We start from the raw sequence: 25,747 nt of genomic DNA on the forward strand, positions 1-25,747 counted from the left end.
AACATGCCGTATGACCTTGCGAAGTATGAGCGCTTGGAGGAACAATCAATAAACCAATCATACTTTCCTACATATTGCTTACCTTTGCAATATTTTGCGGGTATTTGGCATCTTCTAGCTCATTCAGCTGTTATGCCAGTATACCTCAAAGTGCAGTATTCTGGCCTAATATGAGCCGGATATTGGCTTACAAACAATTTAAGCAGCGTATTATTAATGGCAAAACGCGGATTCGGGTCTAGCGGCGGCGAGCAGGATAAAGAAGGCAGAAAGAAGATTACCAAAGAGAGCTTTCGCCGTAGTCTCCAGATTTTTAGCTACGTACTTCCCTACAAGTATAAATTTATTACCGGCCTTGCCTTTTTGGTGCTGTCCAGCCTTACGTTTATGGCTTTCCCGTACCTGGTAGGAGAGCTTTTTAACTCCTCAACAGGTAGCCCAAGCGGCCTGCTGCAGGATATTAACGTAATTGCCATGGGCCTTTTCGCGGTTATACTGCTGCAGGGCATCTTCTCCTTTTTCAGGGTGTACTTTTTTGCGCAGGTCAGCGAAAACGCAGTAGCCGACATCCGCCGCGACCTGTACAGCAAGTTTGTGCAGCTGCCAATCTCCTTCTACGAGAAACGACGCGTAGGCGAAATCACCAGCCGCATTACCACGGATGTGGCGCAGGTGCAGGATGCCATGTCCATAACACTGGCTGAGCTTTTCCGGCAGACAACTACGCTGATTGTTGGCGTTATCATCATCATGTGGACTTCCATCAAGCTGTCGCTGTTTATGCTGGCTACTTTTCCGGTGTTGGTGGCGCTAGCGTTGGTGTTTGGCCGCAAGATCAAAACGCTCTCTAAAAAAACCCAGGACGAGCTGGCCAACACAAACGTAATTGTGGAGGAAACGCTGCAAGCCATTAATACTGTAAAGGCGTTCACCAACGAGATGTTCGAGGTGGCTCGCTACCAAAACACCCTTGCCAAAGCCGTTAAAACAGCCCTTTCAACAGCTTATTATCGCGGCGCTTTTATCACCTTTATTATTGTTGGCCTTTTTGGAGGAATAATTCTGGTGATCTGGTATGGCGCCACGCTGGTTGCAAACGGCGATATAGACGGTGGCAGCCTGATTTCTTTTGTGCTTTACACCGTGTTTATTGGAGCCTCTGTAGGCGGTTTGGGTGATATTTACGGTAAAGTGCAGGCCTCCCTGGGCGCTACAGAACGCATACTTGAAATTCTGCAGGAGCAGGAAGAACCAACCGACAAAGGTGTAAAAGCACTGAGCGAGATACCGCGCGTAACCGGAGACATCAGTTACAGAAATGTGGCTTTTGCCTATCCTACCCGCCCTGACCTTCAGGTGCTCCGCGATATAAACTTCACGCTGAAAGCCGGTGAGAAAGTAGCCTTGGTTGGTCCGAGCGGCGCTGGTAAATCTACTATCATACAGCTGCTGATGCGCTATTACGATGTGCAGGGCGGCGGCATAACGGTAGATGGCCGAGACATCCGCGACATCAACATGACTACCCTGCGCGGCAACATAGGCGTGGTGCCGCAAGAGGTACTGCTGTTTGGTGGCACAATCCGTGAAAACATAGCGTACGGACGCCCGGAGGCCACTGAAGCCGAGATAATTGAGGCAGCTCACAAAGCCAACGCGTATGATTTTATCATGTCTTTCCCGGAAGGCATGGATACCTTGGTAGGTGAGCGCGGCATCAAACTATCAGGTGGGCAGCGCCAGCGCGTAGCCATAGCCAGAGCCATACTTAAAAACCCGGCCATACTTATACTTGACGAGGCCACCAGCGCCCTCGATTCTGAGTCGGAGCACCTGGTGCAGCAGGCCATGGATGAGCTGATGAAAGACCGCACCACCATCGTGATTGCGCACCGCCTGGCAACCATTCGTAAAGTAGATAAGATTCTGGTGATTGAGCACGGCGAGATTGTGGAAGAAGGCTCGCACGAGGAACTCACGCTGAACCCTGAGGGGCTGTACGCGAACCTGCTCAAGCTTCAGTTCGAGCTAAGCTAGTCAAAACGGACATTCAGTTTTTTAAAAGTATAAAATCCTACTGTGGCGCTGGCTGCAGTAGGATTTTATACTTTATAGATATACTTTTGGCTATATCTTACGTTTTATCTGCCAAAATGCGCTCAGCTTACAACTTCGCTTTAACGTATAGCTTTTTACTACTGCTGCTACTGCTGGCAAGTATGGCGCAGGCACAGCGGCACCCTGGCACATTTGTAGCCCGCAATGCCTATTACCTGGAAGTTAGCGGCTCCTCCGACACCTACTCCCTTAACTTTGACCGCATTGTGTACCAGCACGGTGTTTTTAAAGCTGCCGTACGAGCGGGCATCGGTACTAACTTGTTTTTTCAGGAAGGAGAGCCGGGCGTGTATCCGATCGTTCCGCTGGAGGCGCTGGGTCTGATAGGCGCTACACCCAATCATTTAGAGTTTGGCCTGGGCTACACGCGCCGCTTCACCGACCACCCGGACCTGATGCAGAACATGTACTTCGCCAGAATAGGACTCCGGTACCAGCACCCGCACGGCGGTTGGTTGGTCAGGCTGGCGGTTACTCCTTTCATTTCGCCGGAAAACAAATCCGACACACCGGGGCTGGCAGTGGTGCCGCGTTTCGGCCTGAGCGTCGGGCGCAGTTTCTAATCAGCCTACCCTTCCAGCAGAAACGGCTGAGAATCTTTTATCTTGAGGTCTAAACCCCATTTTTCCAGCAAAGGAGCTTCCAGAGCTTTCTCACGGTACTCATCCGGCGTCATGATTGGGATGCCATATATGATGGGATAATAGCGCCTGCACACAGGGCAGGTTAGCAGCCCCTCCTGTATATCGCCGTTCTCCAGCGCAGTGAAAACCTTTGCATTCAGGTCGTGCTTATCTATGGGGCAGCAAAGTTTAGTTAAAAGCGATGGGTTCATTTCTGTAGTTTGGTTAAAGCGTTTACATAAGCGGAGGCCGACTTTTGCGGTGACTCCGCCTGCAGAATACCTGAGATAACGGCCACGCCGGTAAAATCCAGATCCTGCCATCCGTTCATATTTTCAGTTGTTATTCCTCCTGATAAAAAGAAGGGGATGCGAGTCATTTTCCTTGCCTGCCGCACCGTTTCGGGGCGCACCATATCGCAGCTGCTGACGGAGCCGGAGGTGAACATAGAACAGAACGAGACATAATCTGCCTGGTGCTCCTCTGCCCACCAGATTACCTCCAGGTTGTTGCTGCAGGTAATGCCACAGATAAAGTGTCGGTTCAGTTCCTGCCGAATGGCCTGAAGGTCTGCGGGCGGCCTGTCGAAATGCACACCCGCTAGCGCCGTGTTTTTCAAAAGCCGCCACTCCTCGTTGATCAGTACAGGTACCTGGGCGGCAACGTCTAGGATGGCACGCACAAGCTCCTCTTTGGCAGGCATATCAAAGTGCGCAGGCCAGTTGCTCCAGACCTGCACCACGTTTACGCCTCCTGCCAGAGCACTTTTCAGCTTAGCCAGCAGCGTGGCTCTTTCCATACTTGGGTCGAGCACCAGGTATACACCGCTGAGTTGTTCTTTTTTCGCGCTCATTTCCATCCAGCTTTAAAAGCATTGAAAAATGCGCCCCAGTAAGGATCGGTGCCATCAAAGGCGAGTGGCTTCTCCTCTCCGTTTTCCCGTATCTTAAATCCATCCTGCGATGCTGTCATCTCTCCTACCACAGTGGCTTTGATGGATTTAGAGGCTAAGTGGCGGACAAGATCATCTTCCCGGCCTTTCTTGATAGCCATCACCATAGAGCCAGCTCCCACGGAAAATCGATGGTCGATGCCGAACAAACCGGCAATTTGGCGTTGGGCCTCCCCTACCGGCAGCTTTTCATTATCCAGGGTAAACCCGCAGCCACAGGCCTGAGCCATCTCGCAAATAGCACCCACTACGCCTCCCTCGGTCACGTCGTGCATGGCTTTAAGCTCCAGGTTATGCTGCAGCGCCTCCGCAGCTGCCAGGGCATCGGGCAGTGAGGAAGTGCGGTAAAAGTTTTCGCAGCCTTGCTCGTATACTTCCCTGCCCAGTTTGTTCTTCACCGTTTCCGGAAAGCTTATGGCAAGTATAGAAGTGGAGGTTAGCGCGGTTTCCTTCGTCACGACAAGCACATCACCGGGCTCAGCCCTGTTACTGGTTATAATCTTCTCTAAAGGAGCTGTTAAAAACATGGTGCCACCGCCGCAAATGGTTGAGTTCTGCCCCTCAATCTGGCCTGTGTGCCCGCCGGTAATGGCCACTCCGATCTGCTCACAGAACCGGTGCATGTGCTGCCAATATTCCTGAAAGGCCACCAGCGACAGACTAGCAGGCAGGTTGAGCACGAACTGCGCAAACATAGGCGCAAAGCCAGTAGAGGCCATGTCGTTGGCCAGCAGGTGCACCGACAGCCAAGCCGATTCCTGCAGCCCAATGGAAGGGATGAGCGAAAGCGGGTCACTTGAAACAGCCATGCCCAAGCCATTGCCTAAGTTTATAACAGCGGTATCCACACCAAAAGTAGGCCCAAGCACCACCTCGGGGCGGTTGTAGCCGCAATGCGGCAGCAGCACGTCCTTAAACGTGGTCGCCGCTATTTTTCCTGAGTTGTCTTCAAATGCACTCATTTCACATCATTTAGCCGTACATGCAGTCCAAAAAAGTCGCCGTAGGGCTGATGCCACTGCTGCACCGGAAACCACTCAGGCAGGCCTGTGGCCGTCCACTCAATCGTATAATCTCTATCATGCAAAGCTTCCGCGATCACGGACATCAGCATTTTTGGCGTGTAGAAGGTGGCTGTAACGTAAAATGGGTTTTTACCGAACATTTCCTGCACCCTTCTCCGGACCACCTTAGGCGAATTGCGGTTCATCATGCCGAACACAATGCCATACTTGCCCACGCGCACTGCTTCCCTGATTACCTTCACGGGGTCTTTGTAGTACTCGAAGGTGGTGATAAAGGCAAGCGCGTCGAAAGTATGGTCTTTGAAGGGCATATGGTGGGAATCGGCCAGCACCAAATCGCCGTTGAACAGGTGCACGCCTTGGCCCAGCATAAAAGGTGAGATGTCGCCGCCGCTGGCCTCAATGCCTATTTCTTTCCACCAGCGGGTAAAGCGGGTGGTGCCGCAGCCAAACTCTAAGAGGGTTTTTACGCGCGTATCATTTTTGATCAGCTCCCCGATTACTTTCTTTTGCCAGATTTCGGCGCGTTTGTAGCGGCCTTCATACCAAAGCTCGTAGGTATCGGTGTGGTCGCGGTTAAAAAACCATTCTTTACGGCCCTGCCACTTGCGCAGGTCTCCTGTTACCAGGTCAAATTTTTGTTTTTGCAGATTGCTCATCGCAGGAATTATTATGTGAGAATAATCCTGACTTTGTAAAGCAGATAGGAAGGGATAGCGCACACTCGTATAAGTGCACGGTTGGCTTACGATTCCTACGCTGGCATTATCCAGATCAGGTTTTGGGTGTAATCTCAGCCTAACAGTTCGTGTTAAGCACCCCATGTAATTTTTGTCAAGTTAAAAAAAATACGGCAAAGGCGAAAGAGTGAGGAGCCATTTAAACATCTGGCTTTGGTGCCGGTTGTGTTACGGACAATTAGGTTGTCAGAATCATACTTTATTTTCTTATTTTTACTTCACAAAATCAACCCATTTAAACCAAGAGAACACATGAAGAAAGTACTTATCGGCTTTGCACTATCCGCAGCGCTTATGCTTGGCGCAGGCGCTGCACAGGCACAAGGCATTAAAATGCCAGCTGCGAGCCCTTCGCAGAAGATTGAGCAGGCTGTAGGCCTTGGCACTGTTTCCGTGGAATACTCGCGCCCGGCTGTAAAAGACCGCGAGGTTTTCGGTGAGTTGGTGCCTTATGGCAAAGTATGGCGCACAGGTGCCAACGCCTCTACCAAAATCAGGTTCTCTGAGGATGTAACGATTGAGGGTAATAACGTGCCGGCCGGCGAATACGCGCTTTATACTATACCTGGCAAAGACGAGTGGGCAATCATCATCCATAAAAACACGAAGCACTGGGGCGACGGCGGCCAAGACTACAACCAGGCAGAAGACCAGGTGCGTTTTACCGTAAAGCCACAGCAGAACCCGCGCAAGGTGGAGTCTTTTACTATCAACTTTGCTAACCTGAAGCCGGATGCGACGGATGTAGAAATTATGTGGGCAAACACGATTGTGCCGTTTACAGTTAAAACTGAGGTAGACAGCAAGGTAATGGCTCAGATACAGGAGCAGGTGGTGAAAGGCACTAACGTGAACCCGAACCTGTACGCCGCGGCAGCTAACTATTATTTTCAGAACGGCCATGACCTGAAGCAGGCGCACGATTGGATGAGAAAGGCCAACGAGAAGGACGCCAAGTACTGGAACATGCACACGCAGGCAAAAATCGAGGCGAAGATGAAGAACTACAAGGCAGCGATAAAAACTGCGGAGAAGTCTAAAGAACTTGCCAAAGCAGCCAACAGCGCAGACTATGTGCGCCTGAATGACATGGCTATTGCCGAGTGGAAAAACATGAAATAAAGCTATCTTTGCTTTTATCGTATAAAGGCCTCCGGGAGTATACTTCCGGAGGCCTTTTTATGTCACTTATAAAGTATAAATCTGTTGGAAGAGAAGAAGCATTCTGAGGAGCACCTGGGCCCGGCCCGCGAATACTGGTGGAACGAGGATTACCTGGAGCTGCTGGCTGAGCGGCTGCACATCCGTTACATTCAGTCGCTGGTGGATATTGGCTGCGGAAAGGGCATGATGGGTTTCAAGTTCTCGAAGTATATGGGCCATGGCGGCAAAGTATACGGCGTTGATTATGAGCCAGGCTACATTGCAGAGGCGCGGCAGCGGGCGCAGAGCGAGTTCGGGCACAAGAACATCGACTATGAATTTAAAGTAGGCAACGCTACTGAGATTCCACTGCCTGATGATATCTCGGATGTTACGCTCTGCCAGACGCTCCTGATCCATGTAAAAAACCCACAGCGCGTTATCCAAGAAATGATCCGGGTGACAAAACCCGGCGGTTGGGTGGTGGCGCTGGAGCCGAACAACCTGGTGCCCAACCTGATGTTCGACCGCTACGGCGAGACCGACTATAATGTAGAGGCCATGCTGGAGGTGCTGGAGGTAAAACTGCGCATCGAGAAAGGCAAAAAACAGTTAGGTGAAGGCTTCAACTCTTTAGGCGATGTAGTGCCCGATCTTTTTCTGAAAGCAGGTTTGCAGGATGTGAAAGTATGGATTTCGGACAAGGCCCTGTCTATCATTCCGCCTTATGATACCCAGGAGAAAATGCTGCGCGTGGAGCAAATGCTGCAGTGGATTGAGAGCGAGGCCATGGGCTATGACTACCAGGATAACCTGAATTACTTTATGGCTGGCGGCGGCGATAAAGATAAGTTTGATGCTTATTGGCAAAAGCTGCTTTACAACAAAATCATGCTGAAGGAGAAGCTACAGCGCGAGGAGTACGTGTCGGCGGGCGGCAGTTTGGTGTATATTGTAGCGGCACAGAAGCCGCGGTAGAGTCAGAGAATTATGCGTGATGGCTTATGCTTCGTTCTTGGTGTAAGTCTTTATACTTTTGCCCTTCAGTAGTGTTGAGTTTGCAGCTTGAGAAGCTTCTGCTGTACAATTTATACTTGCATAGCAGCTGCTTTCCTCGATTTGAACCAAGCTATACTCAATAGCTGCAGTTCATCCACAGCTTTATAGCCAGCTTGTTTCATAGTTCACTTTGGCTCCCTCCAGGCGGGGGTAGGGGCCCTCTTTAAGGGAGGCCTCGTCTTCCCGCATCGCGCTGGGAGCTTTTCCTGCCTTCGTACCTCAGGCTGCCTCACTCCGTTCGTCACCGGAAAAACCCGCATAGGCGCTCAACGGAAAGACTGGGATCAGATTCGATAGCCACCGCTGACGGAGCTTCAACAGAATTCCCCGCCTTAGACAAGGAGGGGTTAGGGGTGGTTGGATGATACAACTGATGGAGCCTTTCCAAAGTCCCCTCCTAGTGGGCAGGAGGAGGACAATCGTTTACAAGCAATTCCCCTCTCGGGAGGGGCAGGGGTGGGTTTATACCTGCCCGCACTTTGCCTACAGCTTAAAACTTACGCCACCAACTCTTTCTTTTTCTTACCAATCAGTCCCTCAAGTATAAACCCGAACAGAACTACGGCGGCACAACCGATTACGTTGAACCACAAGAAGGCGATATCTGTGAAATAGTAGCAGTAAAGCACCACGGCCTCCGCAAGTATGGCGGCGAAAAACACAGCATTGCCTTTGATCCGCTTAAAGTAAAAAGCTACCAGAAAAATGCCCAATATGGTGCCGTAGAAGATAGAACCGATGATGTTAACGGCCTGAATCAGGTTATCGAGCAGAGAGGCATAGGTGGCAAAAATAATCGCGATGCCTCCCCACGCTACTGTAAAAAGCTTGGAGGCCTTGAGGTAGTGCACCGGGCTGCCGTCCTGCTTAACAGATCGTTTATAAATGTCGATGACAGTGGTGGATGCCAGTGCGTTTAGCTCAGAGGCCGTGGACGACATGGCAGCAGAAAAAATAACCGCCAGCAGCAGCCCCACCAGCCCCACCGGGAGGTACTTCATTACAAAAGAGATGAAAACATAATCTGTATCCCTTGTTTCAGAGCCTGGTACAGCCTTCTGGATTACACCTTTTACCTGGTCCCGCACCTCTTTGCCTGCTTCGGTATAGCTGCTTACTTGGGTGGCTGCAGCGTTAATTGCCGCTTCATCTTCTGTTTTCAGAGCCGTAACCAGTCCCTGCACCGCCTCCTGCTTCTGCTCAAAAATGGAGCTATACTTTGTTTCCAGGCCGCGCAGTTCATCGGCGTATGCCGTGGCGTACACTTTGCTTTTGGCGGCCTCGTTAAAGAACACCGGCGGCTGGTTAAACTGGTAAAACACAAACACCATCACCCCGATGAACAGAATAAGGAACTGCATCGGTATCTTGAGCAAACCATTGAATAACAGCCCCAAACGGCTTTCCGCTATCGATTTACCTCCCAAGTAACGCGCTACCTGGCTTTGGTCGGTGCCGAAGTATGACAGCGCCAGAAACAAGCCACCTGTAATGCCGGACCAGAAATTGTAGCGGTCGTCCCAGCTTGTTTCCCAATCCCAGGAGAAGTCCACTACATTCATTTTGCCCATTTTACCGGCCACAGCCACCGCATCGCCAAAGCCCACATTATCCGGCAGGTAGCTTACCACCATAAAACCGGCGATGATCATGCCGCCCATCATCACAGCCATCTGCTGCTTCTGCGTTACGCTTACGGCCTTTGTGCCCCCTGACATAGTATAAATAATCACCAGCACTCCAATAAGTAGATTGGTAATTGTCAGGCTCCAGCCCAGCATGGTAGAAAGTATAATAGCCGGCGCATAAATAGTAATGCCTGCCGCCAAACCACGTTGCACCAGAAACAGGAACGCTGCCAAAGAGCGTGTTTTCAGGTCGAAGCGGTTTTCCAGAAACTCGTAGGCTGTGTATACTTTCAGGCGGTAAAAAATCGGGATAACCGTAATGGAAATGATCACCATCGCGATCGGCAGGCCGAAGTAAAACTGCACGAAACGCATGCCGTCTTCATAGGCCTGCCCAGGAGTAGACAGAAAGGTAATGGCACTTGCCTGCGTCGCCATAATGGACAGCCCGATGGTCCACCACTTCATGCTGTTGTCGCCTTTCAGATAGCCTTCAATATCTTTGCTGCCGCGCGTTTTCCAGACGCCATAGGTCACAATAAACCCTAGCGTACCCAGCAGCACTACCCAGTCAAGTGGCCTCATTCGTATAGTTTTGTGATGATGTAAAAAAGGATGATCAGGAAAGCTAGGTTGCCCAGCACCAGCCAGTACATGCCGGCCCAGCGCTTAAAAAACGGAGGCTTCCCGATTAGTATCTCTTCGTCTGCAGGATTATGGTTTTTCATGGATGATTTCTTTAGGACAGAAGACGCTTAACTACCATACATACCTTTTTCTCTGATTCTTAATTATTTAACCACACGCTGAGCCTTACTTCCGGAGGCGCTATCGCCTTTACCCAGCGAGATAAGGTTGGCAAACAGGCGGTAAGCGCCGGACACGCCAGCAGGCAGTTCCCTGAAAAAGGAGTAGCCGGTATAAATGTAGTTGCCTGCGCCATATTTTGCCACCAGCAAACCTCCGTTCCGGGCCGGCTCGCCGGGGTCGTTGGACGAGAGAATAGGTGTAAACTCTTCGCTCCACTCGTTCGGGAAGTATAAACCGCGCTCCTGCACCCAACCTTCAAAATCTTTTTTCGTGATCTTGTTCGGCGTGTTGAGCACCGGATGGTTCGGGGCAAGCAATCTTACTTCGGCATCCTCCACGGTGACGCGGTCCCGGCTGAGCTTTAACGGATATGGCGCTATGTTTGGCAGCACCAGGCTATGGTTGGTGTTATACTGCACAATCAGGTTACCGCCCTGCTTCACGTACTCCAACAAAGTAGGCTGGTAGTACTTCAGGCGATCCACGGTGTTGTAGGCGCGTACGCCAAGGATCACGGCATCAAATTGCTGTAAATAATTCAGGCGCATGTCCTCATCGTTCAGCAGCGTTACGTTATAACCTATTTGCTGCAGGCTTTTCGGAATATCGTCGCCGGCTCCCATCAGGTATGCTACTTTCTGGCCGCGCTTCTGTATATCCAGCTTCACAATTTTAGCAGCAGCTTCCGGAAACGTTACCTGTGCCGGAATATGGCTGTAATTTATCTCGCTCAGACCTTTTGAGTATGCTTTTCCGGCAACGGTAGCCACCGCCTTCAGCTGCGCCTCCTCCTGCTTTTTAGGCGGATACACTGTAAAACTTATACTTTGCTCAGCGCCTTTCGCGGCCAGGTTAAACGGAACAGCAGCTGGTTCTGTGCGCCAGCCTTTTGGCAGTTCTAACGTCAGCTCTCCGCTTACACTTTCTTTACCGGCTTTAACGAGCACCTGCACCTGCTTTGGCTCACCGTTGGCAAACATGAGCACTTTTTCACCCAGGTTTACAAAAACCGGTGGCGTTACCACAAACGGCCTGTACACCTCGCCCTCCACCGGGTCGGTACGTTTGTAAACTACCGGCACTGTTAGCTGCAGCGGCTCCCCGGCAATTTGCACGGTAAAAGTGGCCTGCGCGGCGGGTGCGTTTTCTGGCTGCCCCACCTCCTGTTGCTCTGTCACGGCAAACATACCCAATGTACCGGCTTCGCGCAGCCAGTACGGCTGTGAGTAAGGCATGTTTTGCAGTAGCAGCTTGCTTGTGCCATACTTCAGCGGCTCATTATTTTTCAGGTTGATGTTCAGCGTGGTGTCTGATGAGGCGAAGCTATACTTTATACTTTGCAGCGTAACAGGCGTTTCGGAACGGTTAATGGCCTCAACCTGCAGCCTGACCGGCTGGCCGGGAGCGGCGGCATAATCGCTTGCCGTTACTTCCAGATACAGCCCCGAAGTATGCTGCAGCACATCCTGTAGTTCCTCCAGCTTTACACGCTTCCAGTAGCCGTCAGGTAGTTTTTCGAGTTCTTTTCGGGCAGCAAGCAGCGTTGGCACTACTGCAGCAGGCGCTGTAGGTTTATAGTTGCTGATAGCCTGCTCTATTAGCCGCTGCACTTTTTCGCCGCCCTTTACGCGGCTCCAGCTGGTGTTAATGCCTTCAAACAGCCCTTGCTGCGCCTTCTCGCCGGCGGTGTGCTGCAGGTACTCTATACTAGTGCCCCGTGCGCCGCTGGCCCCAAAGCCCTGGCTCTTGTGCATGCTGCGGCTGCGGGCTGCTATTTCGCCGTAAGACTCGCCAAGCAACGGGTTAAAACCGCCTACGTCAATTTTCAGCAGTTCTTTGCCATACTTCTCAAACTCCTCCTGGCTCTTAAACGACCATACCCCTGTATTCCAGAGTAAACGCTTAGGCTGCCATACTTCCACATACTTCAGCTGCTCCGGAAAACGTTTTGGATCGGCAGCCGCCTTAAAAGCCTCTGCAGCAAGTATGGCCGAGGCGCTGTGGTGGCCGTGACCGGCACGCTCATCCGGCGGAAAGCGTGTCACCATCACATCGGGCCTGAATTTCCTGATCGTCCAAACCATATCTGCCAGCACCTGCTCTTTGTCCCAGATGTTAAAAGTCTCTTCGGGGTTTTTAGAGAAACCAAAGTCATTGGCGCGGGTAAAGAACTGGTGGCCTCCGTCGGTGCGCCGCGCCTGCAGCAGCTCCTGCGTCCGGATAATGCCCAGGCCTTCGCTTATCTCCGCTCCAATCAAGTTTTGTCCCCCGTCGCCGCGCGTAACTGCCAGGTAGCCGGTGTTGTAGAGCTTCTCGTTGGCCAGGTAAGCGATTAAGCGCGTGTTTTCATCATCAGGGTGTGCAGCCACATAGAGCGCAGTGCCCAGCACATTCAGTTTTTGCAGATCCTGCAGTATTTTAGCGGACGAGGGCTTCTGCGGCGTCTGAGCCTGCAGTGGCTGCAGCAGCAGCAATAACGCGGCCGCGGATAACAGCGCCTGAAGCAAAGGGTGATGTATCTTCATAGTATCAAGTTTGCAGCGTATGCGGCTGCTCCATATAGCTAAGGTAATCTCTGTAAAGCTAAGCAATTATGAGTTGCGATGGTAAACTACCGCCTGCCTTTCTGGCGAAGGGCGACAGCCTTTGGATATATAACAGCTATCGCACGTTATACTTCAGGTAATATGGCTTTAAGCAGCAATAAACTGGCTTTTTTACAAAGTATGAAAAATCTTGAAAAACGATAGGATTAAAATCAGTAAAGTACTATGTTTGTGCAGTTTCAGGCCTTAGCTTTCCAGTACTTATTGCCCTTGACTTAACTCTTGGAAGTGTAAAACGTAGAACATACACCTGCGAGAGCGTTACATACCTCTACCTAATTATGTGACATATTATATGCCTAGCCAAAGAGAAAGCAATATAAATGACTTTGCGTTTGACTACCTGCGCAACCATTACACTACCCGTTTTGGCGCCAAGCACATTTTGGTGGATAAAGACGAGCAAACAAAGCAGGGAAGTATAACACAAGGGCTTTTTTCTATGAAGAAAGAAGATAACACACTCTTTGTAGCGGCTTTGCATACCCATCATTCCCCTGAAATTACGAGAGCACTTGTTAAGTATAAAAAGAAAGGCTTTAATGTGTTTCGCTTTGCCCTCACGTTGCTTACGCTTATTTCGGTTTTACTGGCGGGCCTGCTGCTAGGGCAGTTGGTTTCAGGAGCTGTAGCTGCTGTAGTACTGGCTATTAGTGTTTTTGCGCTTTACTCTTTTGTGGGTAAGCGGCTGCAGCAGCGAAAGTTAGCTCGTCTGCTGGATACACTGAAGAAAACGCCCGCTGACGAGCAGTGGCTTGGCCTCTCCATCAGCAGCCTCACCTTCCGTAACAACGATCTAGCAAAGCAACTGCTGGCCATGTGCGAACGCCGCGGCGTTGGTATAATTACCGTAGGCCAGCGCGCTAAGGTAATCCTAATGAAAGAGCCACAAGCGGCTACCTGCCGACGCGGAGATTTTCTATCCCATTACAACGCTGATGCCCGCATACGCAAGGCGCTCTTAGGAGATTCGGTCTTACGCGTAGCATAGTAGTCCTCCCCTTTTTCTTCGCTGTTGTTCCTCTGTTCGCAACAATAGCGCTTCTGCTTTAGTACACATCCTACATGCACCCGTTACTGAAACTTAGAAGCTATGACACTTATTCTTTTAATCATACTTGTAATTGCTTTAATTATTGGTGTAATCTGGTTTAAGTCTAACACCCCAAAGCGATAACATAATGTAGCCTCCATGAACATCCCATTTATACTTGATTTTCTGCAAAATCTGCGGCAGAACAACAGTAAAATTTGGATGGACGCAAACCGTGAGGAATACCTGCAGGCAAAGGCGTTTTTTGTGGAGGTGGTGGAGCAACTGATTGCGCAACTGCAGCAGTTCGATGCCTCTCTGCATGGAGTTACAGCACGGGAATGCATCTTCAGAATCAACAAGAACGATTTCTCTAAAAAGGGAGAAGCGCCTTATAAAGGGCATTTTGGAGCAGGCATTTCACCTGGTGGGCGGCACTCTCCTTTTCCGAACTATGTGCTGTTGCTGGAGCCCAACGGACTGTCGCGGGTAGGTGGAGGAATACGGAAGCCAACTAGTAAGCAGTTAAAGTTAATACGGGAGGAGATTGACTATAATCCCAACCAACTGCAGTCGGTGCTGGATAACGCAGCCTTTAAAAACATATTTGGCGAGTTGCGCGGCGACAAGGCTGTACATGCACCGAAAGGGTACGACAAGTCTCATCCGGAGCTGGAGCTGCTAAAGTATAAAGGCTTTCAGGTACTGCATTATTTCAGCGATGAGGAAGTAAGCCACCCTCAGTTTACGGAGCGCGTGCCGCTGCTGCTTCGGCAGGTAAAGCCGCTCCACGATTTTCTGAACAACGCCATAACCGAATTATAGTGAAACAACTAACCTACTCTCTGGCATGCCTGCTGCTGCTAACACTGCTTTCTTCCTGTCGTCAGGAACCCAAGCGCATGCCCGATACGCTGCCTGATGTATACGGCTACATCACTGATATCAAATTCACCTCAAAAAATGATGAAAAAGCCAAAGCCCTGGTGGCGGTAAAATCTTTAGAGGGTGTGCCGGCCAATTATGCTGATGCCAGCGTTAGCATTGATGAGCATACCCTGATTGAGGACGAGGCAGGTGAGCAACTGAAACTAGACCAATTACGCGAAGGGCACCAGATACAGGCTTGGTTTGACGGAGATGTGCTGGAAAGCCGGCCAGTACGAGGTAAAGCCAAAGCTGTACGCATACGCTACGAATAATGCCTGATAACCTGGAAAACAAGTATAACTGGCACAAAGTATACGCATCTGCTGAGGAAGCCGCCCAGCAAGTGCCGCTACGCAAGCTCCAGCAGCTGGAGCTAAACGGCAAGCAGATTTGCTTTGCCCACACCCAAACTGGTTTCTTTGCCGTAGAAGATGCCTGCCCGCACTTAGGATATTCTCTCTCGCGGGGCACCACCAACTACCTTAACGAAGTTATTTGCCCCTGGCACAGCCACAGGTTTAACCTCGAGAATGGCCGAGAATGTAAGTACCGGTCACGCAATGCTGTTACTTATCCTGTAGAGGTACAGGAAGACGGTGTTTATATCGGCATTCCCAAATAAAACTTTACTTATATAGTATAAAAATATATTTACTTTGCTTTAGCCTTCTGATTCTTTCAAACGTAAAAAGATGCTTGTCGGGGGTGGTTTAAGAAGGCTCCTGGTGCACTGTACTTTTTTACCTATACTTCATGAAGGCATCATCACCTTACGCAGCAGAATTTGAAGAGGAAATAGCAACTTGGCCCACGCCTATCGAACTGAGGCACCAGGAAGGGGATATTTTCGTAACGCTACTGCCACACAAAAACTACATTGAGACTAAATGGAATGGCCATGTTACAGCCGCAGATACGGTAACGGCTGCCAAAGTGTACCTGGCACTCCTTCAAACCTACCATTGCCCTGACAGGCTGCTCAACGACAAGGCAAACGTTACCGGCGACTGGTCAGAGGCCAACGACTGGCTTGAGTTTGAGTGGCTGCCGCAGGTTATACGTGCTGGCATGCATTACATGGCGCACATATACTCCAGCAACATGTTCAGCAGATTGTCTGCCCGCGATCTTTTCCTGCGGGTAACGCCGCGCCTTCAGATGCAGAATTTCAATAACCGCAAAGAAGGCCTGCATTGGCTGCTAACGTGTAGCCCCCCACAGTTGGAGCAGAGCGCTTAGCCCTGCGGTTGCCTATAAATTGGCAACCGCTTCAGGAGCTGCTGCTGCAGTAATCTCTACTGTATCCAGCATCACGTCCATTACAGGGGCTTCTAACGCTTCAGGAGCTTCACGTAAAACAAGGATTTCTTTTTGTTCCGGTACTTGGTATGTCTCCTGAACAGCAAAACCAAAACCAAACATTGATGCGGCGATTAGAATGAGGATTTTCATAGTGGTAGATTTTTAAATTGTGTAACTCTATTTTGTTATTGCAAACTTACTATACAGTACTATGTAATGCAAAGTACTGTTACATACAATACTACCTAATTATACCAACCACTATATTTTATCCGTGAATACGCCTAAAAAGTAGACGAATGTGCTTTAACTATTTCCTGTTTTTTATGCTCTTTATCAGGAGCATCTACCTTTTGGTATTAAACATTGATATTATTTTAGCCTGAGGCTTATTACTATCTAACAAAGGCTAAAAACGCGTAACTTTGAGCGTTTTTTACTACTTATGCAAAATTTAACCGAACTCACTAAAGAGGAGAAAGAACGCGGCAACAGCGGGTTTAAGCGTGAAATCACCCTCTATGACGCCATCATGATCGTAACAGGCGGCATGATCGGCTCCGGCATCTTCATTGTAACCGCCGATATTTCCCGTGCCGTTATCAGCCCCGGCTATATGCTGCTGGTGTGGCTTATCTCAGGCTTCCTGACGATGGTAGGCGCCGTTAGTTATGGCGAGCTGTCTTCTATGTTCCCGAATGTGGGCGGCCAGTATGTGTACCTCAAAGAGGCTTACAACAAAATGGTTGCTTTTCTATATGGCTGGACGCTTTTTCTGGTGATCCAGACAGGTGTGATTGCCGCCGTGGGCGTTGCGTTTGCGCGATTTACTGGTGTGCTGCTGCCGTGGTTCAGCGAGGATAACGTACTGCTGCGCTTAGGCGGGCTGGAATTTACATCGGTGCAGTTGCTGGCAATTACAAGCATCATTTTTTTAACCTACATAAATTCTAAAGGTGTAAAAAGCGGCAAGCTGATCCAGAACATATTCGGCAGCACCAAACTAATTGCGCTGTTCGGGCTTATACTTTTCGGCCTGCTGCTGGGCGTAAACGAAACTGCCATAGAAGCCAACTTCAGCAACTTTTGGGGCGAAAGCGGATCTTCCACAGCTGTACCAACCGGCATGGCTTTAGTTTCGGCCTTGGGCATGGCCATGGTTGGCGCACTTTTCTCCGCCGACTCCTGGAACAATATTGGCTTCTCAGGCGATGAGATCGTGAACCCCAAACGCACAATTGTACTAAGTATGGTTATTGGTTCGGCAATTGTAATGGGTGTTTACATGCTGATAAACCTGGTATACCTGCTGGTGCTTCCGATGCACGGGTCCGCAGATGCAGCCACTGCCCTAGGCCAGGGCATCACCTTTGCCGATAACGACAGGGTAGCCGCCGCAGCCGCTGAAGTAATTGGTGGTTACAAGGCTACCGTAGCCATTGCCATCCTGATTATGGTTTCTACTTTCAGCTGTAACAATGGAGCCATACTTTCGGGAGCCCGTGTATATTACGCCATCGCTAAGGACGGGCTGTTTTTTGAGCGCATGGGTCGCCTGAACAAGAACGGAGTGCCGGCAGGCGCGCTATGGCTGCAATGCCTGTGGGCTTGTATGCTCTGCCTCTCCGGCACCTACGGCGACTTGCTAGATTATGTGGTATTCGCGGTAATGCTTTTCTACATCCTGACTATAATCGGAGTATTTGTACTACGTAAAAAGCGGCCTGACCTTCCCCGCCCTTACAAAGCTTTTGGTTACCCAGTGTTGCCTGCGCTCTACGTGCTGCTGGCTTCTGCCATTTGTATTATTCTGCTCATCTACAAACCGGTGTTTACCTGGCCAGGGCTGGTGATAGTGGCACTGGGGATTCCGGTGTTTTATCTTTTCGGCAGTAGGTTCGGCAGGTCTAAATCGTAAAGTATACTTGCAACCAACTAAAAAGCCCGACGCCTTTGCTTCGGGCTTTTTAGTTGGTTTATTTCAGTAATCTGCATCTCCTGGCTATAAAACAAAACGCCCTGCTGCTGCTCACGTAGTAACTCCTGAATAACACAAAAGAACTATATGAGCAAAGAAGAAGGTATCCCGCCAGGGTGGAGTTACAACCCGGCCACCTGGGGCCAGCGCATGCCCATCGTAATAGCAGCTATGGTTGGTTTTGCTATCGCCACCTACCTGGCGCTTTTTCAGTTTAAGGTAATTGATACGGTCTGGGAGCCGTTTTTCGGGGATGGAAGCCGTAAGATACTTACCTCCAAAACCTCCCAGATACTTCCTATTCCAGACGCTGCCCTTGGAGCCATTGGCTACCTTGTAGATGCACTGGCCGGTGTAATCGGCGGCATCCGCAGGTGGCGCACCATGCCCTGGATTGTGATTGCCTTTGGCCTTGCCGTTGGCCCATTGGGCTTTATAAGCGTACTGCTGGTAGTGCTACAACCAGTTATGTACGACTCCTGGTGCACCCTCTGCCTTGCCACAGCACTTATATCGGTGGTAATGATTGGCCCTGCAATGGACGAAATGCTGGCCAGCCTGCAGTATATGAAGCGCGTTAAAGATGCTAAGGTATCGATGTGGAAGGCTTTTTGGGGTTATAAAGAAGTACAGGGAAGAGTAATTTAAGAAAGGTTATGTGGGCACAAATTATAAATGCAATACTAGGTATCTGGCTGATGGTCTCTGCTGCCATACTTGGCTACAACGACGTGAAGATCATAACAGATAACGAGCACATTGTGGGGCCGGTAGTTGCAAGCTTTGCCATTATTTCGTGGTGGGAGGCTACACGCGTAACGCGCCTTTATAACATACCGCTTGGGCTGTGGCTACTGCTGGCGCCATGGGTGCTGGGCTATGACAACAGCCTGGCAACTACCAACAGCATGCTTGTTGGTGCGCTTGTAACAGGGCTAAGTTTTGTGAAAGGCAAAGTGGATGGGAGCTATGGCGGTGGCTGGTCAGCCGTCTGGAATGCTGACACCATGCATGCACGCGAGGCCAGAAAGCAGCCACGAACGGACCTGGAGAACTAAAAGTATACTTGCTGGGCAGTTAGACTGCATTTGATTTTCAGCAGATTAACCTGCGTGTGCATTTACTCAAAGCCTATCAACCTCATAATTGACATCCCAAAAGATCTTCATATCTTTTCAGAACCGTCCTGATTCTCTGTTCAGAACTCACTGAAGTAATGAGCTTTATGGTGAAAAAGCACGGGGGAAGTATGCGGAAGATGAAACGGAAGTTATACTTGCAGGAAGGAGATTGATAGGATTTCATACTTTGGGAGAAGTCCAGTGCAGCATTTAAAGGCATGGGCGGAGGCCTTAGTGTTTAAATTGAAGTTATACTTCTCATTCTCTTCTCCTGAAAAACTTCTATCTTTCTCATCGTACAAACATAGCATGAGCAAAGCATACTTCATCAGCGGTCTTGGGGCCGACTGGCGCATGTTTCAGTTCCTGAAGCTCCCGGATTATGTACCTTATGAGCACGTGGAGTGGATTAAACCGGCCAGCCGGGACGAGCCTTTGCAGGACTACGTTCAGCGCCTGCAGGAGCAGATCACAGACCCTGACCCGATATTGGTAGGCCTCTCGTTTGGAGGTTTAGTAGCCATTGAGCTGGCCAAGCTGCTCAAGGCGCGTAAGACAATTATCATATCAAGCCTTGCTACTCACCATGCACTGCCGGTCTATTACCGGGCGCTGGGCAAAACTAAACTGCACCACTGGATGCCCTTCCGGCTGATGCAAAGTGTATACCCGGTAGCTCCTTTTTTCTTTGGGGCGCATACCCCTCCCGAGCGCAATGTGCTTAAGCTGGCTATTTTCGATATAGATGAGGAGTTCTTACGCTGGGCGCTGGGGCAGCTGCTGACGTGGCCACAGCAGGAGGTGCTGCCGGGGCTGGTGCAGATACACGGCACCCGAGACCTCATACTGCCGCTGCACGACCGTACAGACATCATCAAAGTAAAGGGCGGAGAGCATTTGATGGTACTGCACCAGGCTGACGAAATAAGTGCTATCTTGAGCCGCATATTAGAAGAGACATGGATAAAAGCAGATACATCGTGACCACCACAGATGGGAAGCAGGTAGACCTTACCCAAGCCATCATTTTGCGCAGCAACAACCTCTATCCGTTTGGGCAGCACAACTACGCGATTTACGAAACCCCTGAGGGAGTTTTTGTAAAAGCGATGAATAGTGGCGAGCGCGAAATCATGCTGACGCACTTTGAACAACTGGACGAAACATCGGCCAGAAATTACGACCATCCATACTTCCGGACAGACAATTAGCCTATGCAACTAAGCTTTTGGGAACAGGAAACATACTTTAACAACCTTGATGTACTGATTATTGGCAGTGGAATTGTGGGGTTAAACGCTGCCCTGCACCTGAAAAAGAAACAGCCACAGCTAAAAGTACTGGTAGCCGAACGCGGCCTGCTGCCCACCGGGGCAAGCTCAAAAAACGCCGGATTTGCCTGTTTCGGCAGCCCCTCTGAGTTGCTCGACGATCTGCAGCATCATTCTGAAAGCGAGGTTTTCGGGCTGGTGGAGCGCCGCTGGAAAGGTTTGCAGCGCCTGCGCCATAACCTGGGAGATACTGCCATAGATTACCACCGCTGGGGAGGATATGAATTATTTGAGCCACGGCAGCAGGAACTCTACGAGGCTTGCTTAGATAAGCTGCCCTACTTAAATAATCAGCTCAAGAGTATTATCGGGGAGCAGGAAGTGTTCCAATCCGCAGACCATAAAATTTCCTCCTTTGGTTTTAAGGGAGTGCAGCACCTGCTTCTGAGCACCGCCGAAGGCCAAATAGACACAGGCAAGATGATACTGGCCCTTACCCAGAAGGTGCAGCAACTGGGCGTGCTGGTACTAAATGGCCTGGAAATACAGGCGCTGCAGGAAAACAAGCAGGATGTGGGTGCGGTTACAGCCCAAGGTATCTACCTGAAAGCTACAGCTGTGCTGATTGCCACCAACGGCTTTGCCCAAACACTGCTGCCTACCTTACAGGTACAGCCTGCACGCGCGCAGGTTCTTATCACAAAGCCCATTGAGAATCTTAAACTTAAAGGAACTTTCCACTACGACAAAGGCTATTATTACTTCCGTAACATAGGCAAGCGGGTGCTTTTTGGAGGGGGCCGAAATTTGGCTATTCAAGCGGAAACTACAACGGAACTGGGCATGACAACCTTGATTCAGGACAGGCTGGAAGAGCTGCTGCATCAGGTTATACTTCCGGAGACTCCGTTTGAGGTAGAGCACCGCTGGAGCGGCATTATGGGCATAGGTACCGGAAACGCTAAAACGACGCTTGTGCAGCAAGTAACCAACCGTGTGAGCTGTGCCGTTCGGCTAGGTGGTATGGGAATTGCCATCGGGTCTCTGGTTGGCGAGGAAGGCGCTGACTTGGTGCTGCAGCAGGTATAGATAAGTATAGGTTTTACTTTGAAAACAAAAGAGGCAACCGTTATCTGATACCGGCTGCCTCTTTACTTGCTGTGTTTGGTTTTACCTAAGCTGTTGCCCATTTAGCAGTGTTTTGATGAGACATGGTGGTGAGAAAGCGTTTTTGCGCTTCCTGCTCGGCGTTGTAAAAGGCAGCGTACTCCTCCTCCCCTAACTCCTCGCGAAGGGCTATGTGAAATAGCGCCATCTCTGGATAAAACTTGTACTGTTCCTGGCGCTCTTGAGGGCTGCTCCGGTTAAAATCATAGAAACTCTTCATGATAGGCTTCACTCTTTAAACAATTGATTTATAAATAATTAAACATCCCCTAACATACTCTTCCCAAAGGGTTTAAGTTTTGCTGTTTTTACTGCTTTTTAAGATTTTCCATTTAGAATCAGTTTATTAACTAATTTGTAGGGTCTTTTCACTAAAATTTTTTCAAGAGTTCACTTAGAAGTTGCCTTATCTTGGATATCTTTTATTCTTTTCGGCAGCTTTATTGAGCCTACATTGCGCTGTTTATACTTAATATAAGCATAATTCAAAAAATAAGTATGGCTATATATAAAGCAGTCGGGCCCAGCCATACTTGGCTGGGCCCGACTGCTTTACTTCTTATGGATTATAAGTTAAAGTATAACTCAGTTCGGCTATACCTTATTTCTGCAAGCCAAGTACATCTGTGCCTTGCTCAAAAACAATATCAACCGGAATGTTGGCTTCAGAAAGCCTGTCTAGGTCAGCCTGTAGTTGCTGACTGATCTGCCCCTGCTCGTTTAGCAGCGTACCTACGCCTGCGTAATCTCCGTTGCCCTGCAGTGTCAGTATCTTCTCCGAAAGCTTATTCATGGCCTCGCGCATTTTCTCGTAGTTCACGCGGTATTTGCCGGTTTCCTCGTCACGTTCAAAAGCGCCGTTGTCCTTAAAGAAATTGAAACGCACCATATTTGCCTTACCGTGTGCGCTGGCCGCACCAAAACGAACAGAACGGAAAATACCGGCCAGGAAGGTCGTGTAATACTCCTTTAAGTCGCCTGCTACCTCGCCTTTTTCATGCAGCTGCGTAATCATGTACAGGCCCAGAATGTCAGCTTTGCCTTCTTCCAGCGCAGAGGCGTGTTCTTTAAGGGCTTCGCGTACGGTGCCTTTATTATTGATAGTGTTCTTGATGCCCAAACCGTGCGCCACTTCATGAAACATGGTGTTGGCAAAGAATGCGTCGAAGGTTACATACTGCTGCTGGTCTTCTGCAATCAGCTCCTCCGCAATCGGCTCCATGATCTTATCGAACTTGGCCTGCATGGCATTTTTGAGCTGCAGCCGACGCGTGCCTTTCTTCAGCTGCACTTCCTCGTCGTTAGGCAAGTTGATGGCAATCGTTTTGCTGCCCGCGTTGCTGTCGCCGGCATAGTATACCACATCGTAAGCGTTTAAGTCAGAGTCTGTGCCCGGCGTTTCAGTTTTATACTTGGCTGGCACCGGCAGGCCGCGCTGTAGCTCCGGCAGAAAAGCGGCATACTTTGAGAGGCGGTCGCTCCACTCCATATCCTTCACCAGCACATAGGCTTCGTGCGCGGCTTTGTAGCCAAAGAGCTTATCCTCATAAGTTTCAATCGGCCCGATGACGATATCCAGCTTGTTGGTTTTCATGTCCATCCAGGCGAGGTCTGATGGCTGGTAATTATCTGTTAGCATGGCCTCAGCACGCAGGTTCAGGTACTTTTTAAGGCCAGCGTCCTCAGCCAGGCTGGCAGCCTGCTTCAGCAACTCTGACACACGCGTCACTTCCTCCTTAAATTGCACATGATAAGGCACCGTCATCAGCTTATCGTTTTCATCGCGGCGTAAAAAAGTATACTGGCTGGTTTTGTCGCTTAAGTTAGCCTGCTCAAACTCTTCTTTTGTGATATCACTCGGGTAGAAATTGGTGCCCTCAGGCTTAGGGCCTACTCCTGGTATAAACGGCTCGTTGTTGTTCAGGCGGTCCCAGGGGCCGTAGTTAATCTGTGTATACTTTCTGGCAGCCTCGTTATCAAGTGTTGTTAGCAGAGAGTCTCTTTTGCCATAGGCTTCGTACCAGAACAGCTTGTTCATGATGTCAGATGCCTCGATCAGCAGCGGAATCATTTTCTTTTCATTCTCGCTCAGGCTACTCAGGTCGGCTGTAAGGCGCACCGATGTATAAGTATCCAGTTTTTGCTGCAGATCGTCAGTCGCGACAGCCTCTGTAGTGTTTTCCGTACCTTCGGTGGTGTTGCTGCTGCAGCCAAAAGTTGCCGCAGCCATAGCCGAGGCAAAAAGTATGTGGCGTGGTTTCATGGGTTAGTTTAAGGTTAGTTTTAATGTTGAAGATAGCAGATTTTTGCGCTTATGGCAAAAAGTGAGCGTTAAGAAAGGAGTTAGAGTAACTAGACTCAGCACTTCAGACAGATGCTTTCAGGTGCCGCTAGTTCTTTTGAGTTTTAAAAGATTATATCATCTCTTAAACAAAAATGGGAAGCAACCGCAGCCGCTCCCCATTCTCAGAAGTATAAGTAAGTATAAATTTAGGTCTAAAACAGGCCGAACAACTCGCGCTGTATCTTTTCAATAATGCTGCCCAAATCTTCCGGATTGGCAACAAAATCCATGTTATTTACATCTATCACCAACAGCTTACCCAAGTCATAATTGCTCATCCAGGTGTTATAGTGCTCATTCAGGTTGCGCAGGTAGTTAATGCTGATGCTGCTCTCGTAATCGCGGTTGCGTTTTTCAATCTGCCCGATCAGCTTTGGCAGGTCAGCTTTCAGGTATATCATCAGGTCGGGCGCTTTCACCATACTGATCATCGACTGGAACAGCGCGTGGTAATTGTCGTAGTCGCGCGTGCTCATCAGGCCGGACTGGTGCAGGTTTTTTGCGAAGATATGCGCATCCTCGTAAATAGTACGGTCCTGGATTACGCTCTGGCTGGTTGCCTGTATCTGCTGCACCTGGTTAAAACGGCTATTCAGGAAGAACACCTGCAGATGAAAAGCCCAGCGCTCCATGTCCTCATAAAAATCCTTCAGGTAGGGATTATTGTCCACTGCCTCCAGGTATAAATCCCAGTTAAAGTGTTGGGCCAGCTTGGTGGCCAGCGTTGTTTTGCCGGCGCCAATGTTGCCAACTATCGCGATATGCATGGTAATCTGTAACTTTTAATACAATAGGACTGCAAAAGTAAGCGATTTTAAAGCAGCTTTATCTACAAGTTCCCCACCAGGTTATTAACATTTGCGAAATGCTATACTTGTACTTCAGTTTAACTTCCCTTCCAGCCTGCCGTACACTTACATATCAACCAAACATTTGAAAGCTATGACAAAAGGACATAATCAGGATCCAAACAAACAGAGCAAACCATTTGCAAAAAGTTCTGACGACAAAAAGGAAAACCGCCACCTGACGGACCAGAAGCAGAACAAAAGCCCAAACCAGGGCCGCAACGAGAACAAAGAACAGTCGGGCGGCACAAAGGGTAAAAACGCTATTTAAAGTATAATCCATTAAAAAGCAGCGAGCCCCGGCAGAAGTATAAACTGCCGGGGCTCGCTGCTTTTTTGATTACGAAAATAACTTAGCGCCTGTCCTTTTTTCTGTCCTCATACGCATCTTTGGCTTCGCGGCTTTTCTTTAGCGTTGCAAACTCTACCTGCAACGCTGCGATCTTAATTTTATCGCCTGTGCTCAGCAAGTCAAGCACTTCTGTTTTGCGGGTGTTCAGTTCCCCCACCACAAACTCAGCGTAAGACCAATCTTTCAGGCTCCAGTCCTGGCGGTAGCCGCGGGTATACTCTAGGGCACGGGTAAAGGCGTCTCGCAGGTGCACCGGCTTTATTTTGCTGATAGTGGAAGTGCCTGTTAGCTCACGCTCCCAGCGCTCCAGCTCTTGGCCATCCAGGTCTACCAGTTCCCCTTCGTGCCGCAGTTCCCATGCCTCGTAGCGCTGTTTGTAGTCGTTATACTCGCTTCTGGACTTATCTGATAGCTTTTTAGTATTGTTATCCAAACTGTATGTCAGCTCCTCAAACTCTTTTTTTACGGTAGGCCACTCTGCGGCAATGGTGCTATCCGCCTGCGTACTGCGTTTTTGCATCCAGGTGCGGAGGTCGTCCAGGTCACGCTCCAGCTGCGACTGCGCCTGTGCCATACCGGCCGTAATCACAGTCAGGGCAATGGCCAGCACTAGTTTCAGGTGTTTCTTCATAGTAATTCTGAATTATGCTTATAAACTTTAACAGGCATATCCCGTAAATATTGTGCCAGAAATATA

28 protein-coding genes and 1 riboswitch are annotated in these 25,747 nt (G+C 49.6%); of the genes, 16 read left to right on the forward strand and 12 right to left on the reverse strand.

Features of this window, described 5'->3' with window-relative positions; all coding sequences use genetic code 11:
* Positions 1-216 precede the first annotated feature (216 nt).
* Positions 217-2,037: an ABC transporter transmembrane domain-containing protein gene (locus tag Q1B04_RS09565; RefSeq protein ID WP_299758558.1), complete on the forward strand. Its 1,821-nt coding sequence runs from the start codon at positions 217-219 to the stop codon at positions 2,035-2,037.
* Positions 2,038-2,123: 86 nt separating this feature from the next.
* Complete coding sequence (locus tag Q1B04_RS09570; protein WP_299758560.1) at positions 2,124-2,681, forward strand: hypothetical protein; 558 nt, start codon at positions 2,124-2,126, stop codon at positions 2,679-2,681.
* A 5-nt stretch (positions 2,682-2,686) separates the two neighbouring features.
* On the opposite strand, the gene Q1B04_RS09575 is transcribed toward Q1B04_RS09570, so the two are convergent.
* From Q1B04_RS09575 to Q1B04_RS09590, 4 genes are read right to left on the reverse strand one after another with little or no spacing between them, the layout of a single operon-like run.
* Positions 2,687-2,953 (reverse strand): Trm112 family protein, encoded by a 267-nt coding sequence (locus tag Q1B04_RS09575; protein ID WP_299758562.1) that lies wholly within the window; start codon positions 2,951-2,953, stop codon positions 2,687-2,689.
* The gene (locus Q1B04_RS09580) at positions 2,950-3,594 is read right to left on the reverse strand and encodes a thiamine phosphate synthase (RefSeq protein WP_299758564.1); all 645 of its coding nucleotides are present in this window, start codon (positions 3,592-3,594) and stop codon (positions 2,950-2,952) included. The genes Q1B04_RS09575 and Q1B04_RS09580 overlap by 4 nt, the downstream gene beginning before the upstream one ends.
* Positions 3,591-4,655 carry an AIR synthase-related protein gene (locus Q1B04_RS09585; RefSeq protein WP_299758566.1) on the reverse strand — a complete coding sequence of 355 codons (1,065 nt, stop codon included), beginning with the start codon at positions 4,653-4,655 and terminating at the stop codon, positions 3,591-3,593. The genes Q1B04_RS09580 and Q1B04_RS09585 overlap by 4 nt, the downstream gene beginning before the upstream one ends.
* A complete protein-coding gene (locus tag Q1B04_RS09590) occupies positions 4,652-5,377 on the reverse strand; it encodes a class I SAM-dependent methyltransferase (RefSeq protein WP_299758568.1) in 726 nt (241 codons plus the stop codon). The genes Q1B04_RS09585 and Q1B04_RS09590 overlap by 4 nt, the downstream gene beginning before the upstream one ends.
* 74 nt (positions 5,378-5,451) lie before the next feature.
* Positions 5,452-5,551, reverse strand: a riboswitch (TPP riboswitch).
* A gap of 159 nt (positions 5,552-5,710) precedes the next feature.
* On the opposite strand from Q1B04_RS09590, the gene Q1B04_RS09595 reads away from it, so the two are divergent.
* Together Q1B04_RS09595 and Q1B04_RS09600 are read left to right on the forward strand one after the other, a co-directional pair.
* Positions 5,711-6,580: a DUF2911 domain-containing protein gene (locus Q1B04_RS09595; RefSeq protein WP_299758570.1), complete on the forward strand. Its 870-nt coding sequence runs from the start codon at positions 5,711-5,713 to the stop codon at positions 6,578-6,580.
* An 84-nt stretch (positions 6,581-6,664) separates the two neighbouring features.
* Positions 6,665-7,579, forward strand: a complete 915-nt coding sequence (locus Q1B04_RS09600) for a methyltransferase domain-containing protein (protein ID WP_299758572.1) — start codon at positions 6,665-6,667, stop codon at positions 7,577-7,579.
* A gap of 578 nt (positions 7,580-8,157) precedes the next feature.
* Here the strand turns inward: Q1B04_RS09600 and Q1B04_RS09605 are convergent.
* The 3 genes from Q1B04_RS09605 to Q1B04_RS09615 form a co-directional block, all read right to left on the reverse strand.
* Positions 8,158-9,873, reverse strand: a complete 1,716-nt coding sequence (locus tag Q1B04_RS09605) for a sodium:solute symporter (RefSeq protein WP_299758574.1) — start codon at positions 9,871-9,873, stop codon at positions 8,158-8,160.
* Positions 9,870-10,016, reverse strand: coding sequence for a hypothetical protein (locus tag Q1B04_RS09610; RefSeq protein WP_299758576.1), 147 nt, complete (start codon positions 10,014-10,016; stop codon positions 9,870-9,872). Before Q1B04_RS09610 ends, Q1B04_RS09605 begins: the two co-directional genes overlap by 4 nt.
* Positions 10,017-10,079: 63 nt before the next feature.
* Positions 10,080-12,623, reverse strand: a complete 2,544-nt coding sequence (locus Q1B04_RS09615) for a PIG-L family deacetylase (RefSeq protein WP_299758578.1) — start codon at positions 12,621-12,623, stop codon at positions 10,080-10,082.
* A 376-nt stretch (positions 12,624-12,999) separates the two neighbouring features.
* Here Q1B04_RS09615 and Q1B04_RS09620 point away from each other — a divergent pair, with 376 nt between their 5' ends.
* The 5 genes from Q1B04_RS09620 to Q1B04_RS09640 all read left to right on the forward strand — a co-directional run bounded on the left by Q1B04_RS09620 (position 13,000) and on the right by Q1B04_RS09640 (position 15,906).
* Positions 13,000-13,695: a hypothetical protein gene (locus tag Q1B04_RS09620; RefSeq protein WP_299758580.1), complete on the forward strand. Its 696-nt coding sequence runs from the start codon at positions 13,000-13,002 to the stop codon at positions 13,693-13,695.
* Positions 13,696-13,896: 201 nt separating this feature from the next.
* A complete protein-coding gene (locus Q1B04_RS09625; RefSeq protein WP_299758582.1) occupies positions 13,897-14,562 on the forward strand; it encodes a DUF2461 domain-containing protein in 666 nt (221 codons plus the stop codon).
* The gene (locus Q1B04_RS09630; protein ID WP_299758584.1) at positions 14,562-14,939 is read left to right on the forward strand and encodes a DUF3221 domain-containing protein; all 378 of its coding nucleotides are present in this window, start codon (positions 14,562-14,564) and stop codon (positions 14,937-14,939) included. Before Q1B04_RS09625 ends, Q1B04_RS09630 begins: the two co-directional genes overlap by 1 nt.
* Positions 14,939-15,289 (forward strand): Rieske 2Fe-2S domain-containing protein, encoded by a 351-nt coding sequence (locus Q1B04_RS09635; RefSeq protein ID WP_299758585.1) that lies wholly within the window; start codon positions 14,939-14,941, stop codon positions 15,287-15,289. Before Q1B04_RS09630 ends, Q1B04_RS09635 begins: the two co-directional genes overlap by 1 nt.
* A 131-nt stretch (positions 15,290-15,420) precedes the next feature.
* Positions 15,421-15,906, forward strand: coding sequence for a hypothetical protein (locus Q1B04_RS09640; RefSeq protein ID WP_299758586.1), 486 nt, complete (start codon positions 15,421-15,423; stop codon positions 15,904-15,906).
* A gap of 12 nt (positions 15,907-15,918) precedes the next feature.
* On the opposite strand, the gene Q1B04_RS09645 is transcribed toward Q1B04_RS09640, so the two are convergent.
* Positions 15,919-16,119 carry a hypothetical protein gene (locus Q1B04_RS09645; RefSeq protein WP_299758587.1) on the reverse strand — a complete coding sequence of 67 codons (201 nt, stop codon included), beginning with the start codon at positions 16,117-16,119 and terminating at the stop codon, positions 15,919-15,921.
* 295 nt (positions 16,120-16,414) lie between these two features.
* On the opposite strand from Q1B04_RS09645, the gene Q1B04_RS09650 reads away from it, so the two are divergent.
* From Q1B04_RS09650 to Q1B04_RS09675, 6 genes are all read left to right on the forward strand, one after another.
* Complete coding sequence (locus Q1B04_RS09650) at positions 16,415-17,887, forward strand: amino acid permease (protein ID WP_299758588.1); 1,473 nt, start codon at positions 16,415-16,417, stop codon at positions 17,885-17,887.
* A gap of 147 nt (positions 17,888-18,034) precedes the next feature.
* Positions 18,035-18,595 (forward strand): vitamin K epoxide reductase family protein, encoded by a 561-nt coding sequence (locus Q1B04_RS09655; RefSeq protein ID WP_299758589.1) that lies wholly within the window; start codon positions 18,035-18,037, stop codon positions 18,593-18,595.
* 8 nt (positions 18,596-18,603) lie between these two features.
* Positions 18,604-19,005: an SPW repeat protein gene (locus Q1B04_RS09660; RefSeq protein WP_299758590.1), complete on the forward strand. Its 402-nt coding sequence runs from the start codon at positions 18,604-18,606 to the stop codon at positions 19,003-19,005.
* Positions 19,006-19,377: 372 nt separating this feature from the next.
* Entirely contained in the window at positions 19,378-20,052 is a 675-nt protein-coding gene (locus tag Q1B04_RS09665) for an alpha/beta hydrolase (RefSeq protein ID WP_299758591.1), read from the forward strand.
* The gene (locus Q1B04_RS09670; protein ID WP_299758592.1) at positions 20,028-20,279 is read left to right on the forward strand and encodes a hypothetical protein; all 252 of its coding nucleotides are present in this window, start codon (positions 20,028-20,030) and stop codon (positions 20,277-20,279) included. The genes Q1B04_RS09665 and Q1B04_RS09670 overlap by 25 nt, the downstream gene beginning before the upstream one ends.
* A gap of 3 nt (positions 20,280-20,282) precedes the next feature.
* Positions 20,283-21,428 (forward strand): FAD-dependent oxidoreductase, encoded by a 1,146-nt coding sequence (locus tag Q1B04_RS09675; protein ID WP_299758593.1) that lies wholly within the window; start codon positions 20,283-20,285, stop codon positions 21,426-21,428.
* 85 nt (positions 21,429-21,513) lie between these two features.
* Here the strand turns inward: Q1B04_RS09675 and Q1B04_RS09680 are convergent, their stop codons facing one another.
* The 3 genes from Q1B04_RS09680 to Q1B04_RS09690 all read right to left on the reverse strand — a co-directional run bounded on the left by Q1B04_RS09680 (position 21,514) and on the right by Q1B04_RS09690 (position 24,617).
* Positions 21,514-21,726 (reverse strand): hypothetical protein, encoded by a 213-nt coding sequence (locus tag Q1B04_RS09680; RefSeq protein ID WP_299758594.1) that lies wholly within the window; start codon positions 21,724-21,726, stop codon positions 21,514-21,516.
* A gap of 381 nt (positions 21,727-22,107) precedes the next feature.
* Positions 22,108-23,769: a Zn-dependent hydrolase gene (locus Q1B04_RS09685; protein WP_299758596.1), complete on the reverse strand. Its 1,662-nt coding sequence runs from the start codon at positions 23,767-23,769 to the stop codon at positions 22,108-22,110.
* Positions 23,770-24,002: 233 nt separating this feature from the next.
* Positions 24,003-24,617 carry a deoxynucleoside kinase gene (locus tag Q1B04_RS09690; protein ID WP_299758598.1) on the reverse strand — a complete coding sequence of 205 codons (615 nt, stop codon included), beginning with the start codon at positions 24,615-24,617 and terminating at the stop codon, positions 24,003-24,005.
* A 175-nt stretch (positions 24,618-24,792) separates the two neighbouring features.
* Here Q1B04_RS09690 and Q1B04_RS09695 point away from each other — a divergent pair, with 175 nt between their 5' ends.
* Positions 24,793-24,969 (forward strand): hypothetical protein, encoded by a 177-nt coding sequence (locus Q1B04_RS09695; protein WP_299758600.1) that lies wholly within the window; start codon positions 24,793-24,795, stop codon positions 24,967-24,969.
* An 82-nt stretch (positions 24,970-25,051) separates the two neighbouring features.
* Here the strand turns inward: Q1B04_RS09695 and Q1B04_RS09700 are convergent, their stop codons facing one another.
* Positions 25,052-25,681: a hypothetical protein gene (locus tag Q1B04_RS09700; protein WP_299758602.1), complete on the reverse strand. Its 630-nt coding sequence runs from the start codon at positions 25,679-25,681 to the stop codon at positions 25,052-25,054.
* Positions 25,682-25,747 lie beyond the last annotated feature (66 nt).

The organism is uncultured Pontibacter sp. (assembly GCF_947495565.1).
In the GTDB taxonomy this organism is placed as follows: domain Bacteria; phylum Bacteroidota; class Bacteroidia; order Cytophagales; family Hymenobacteraceae; genus Pontibacter.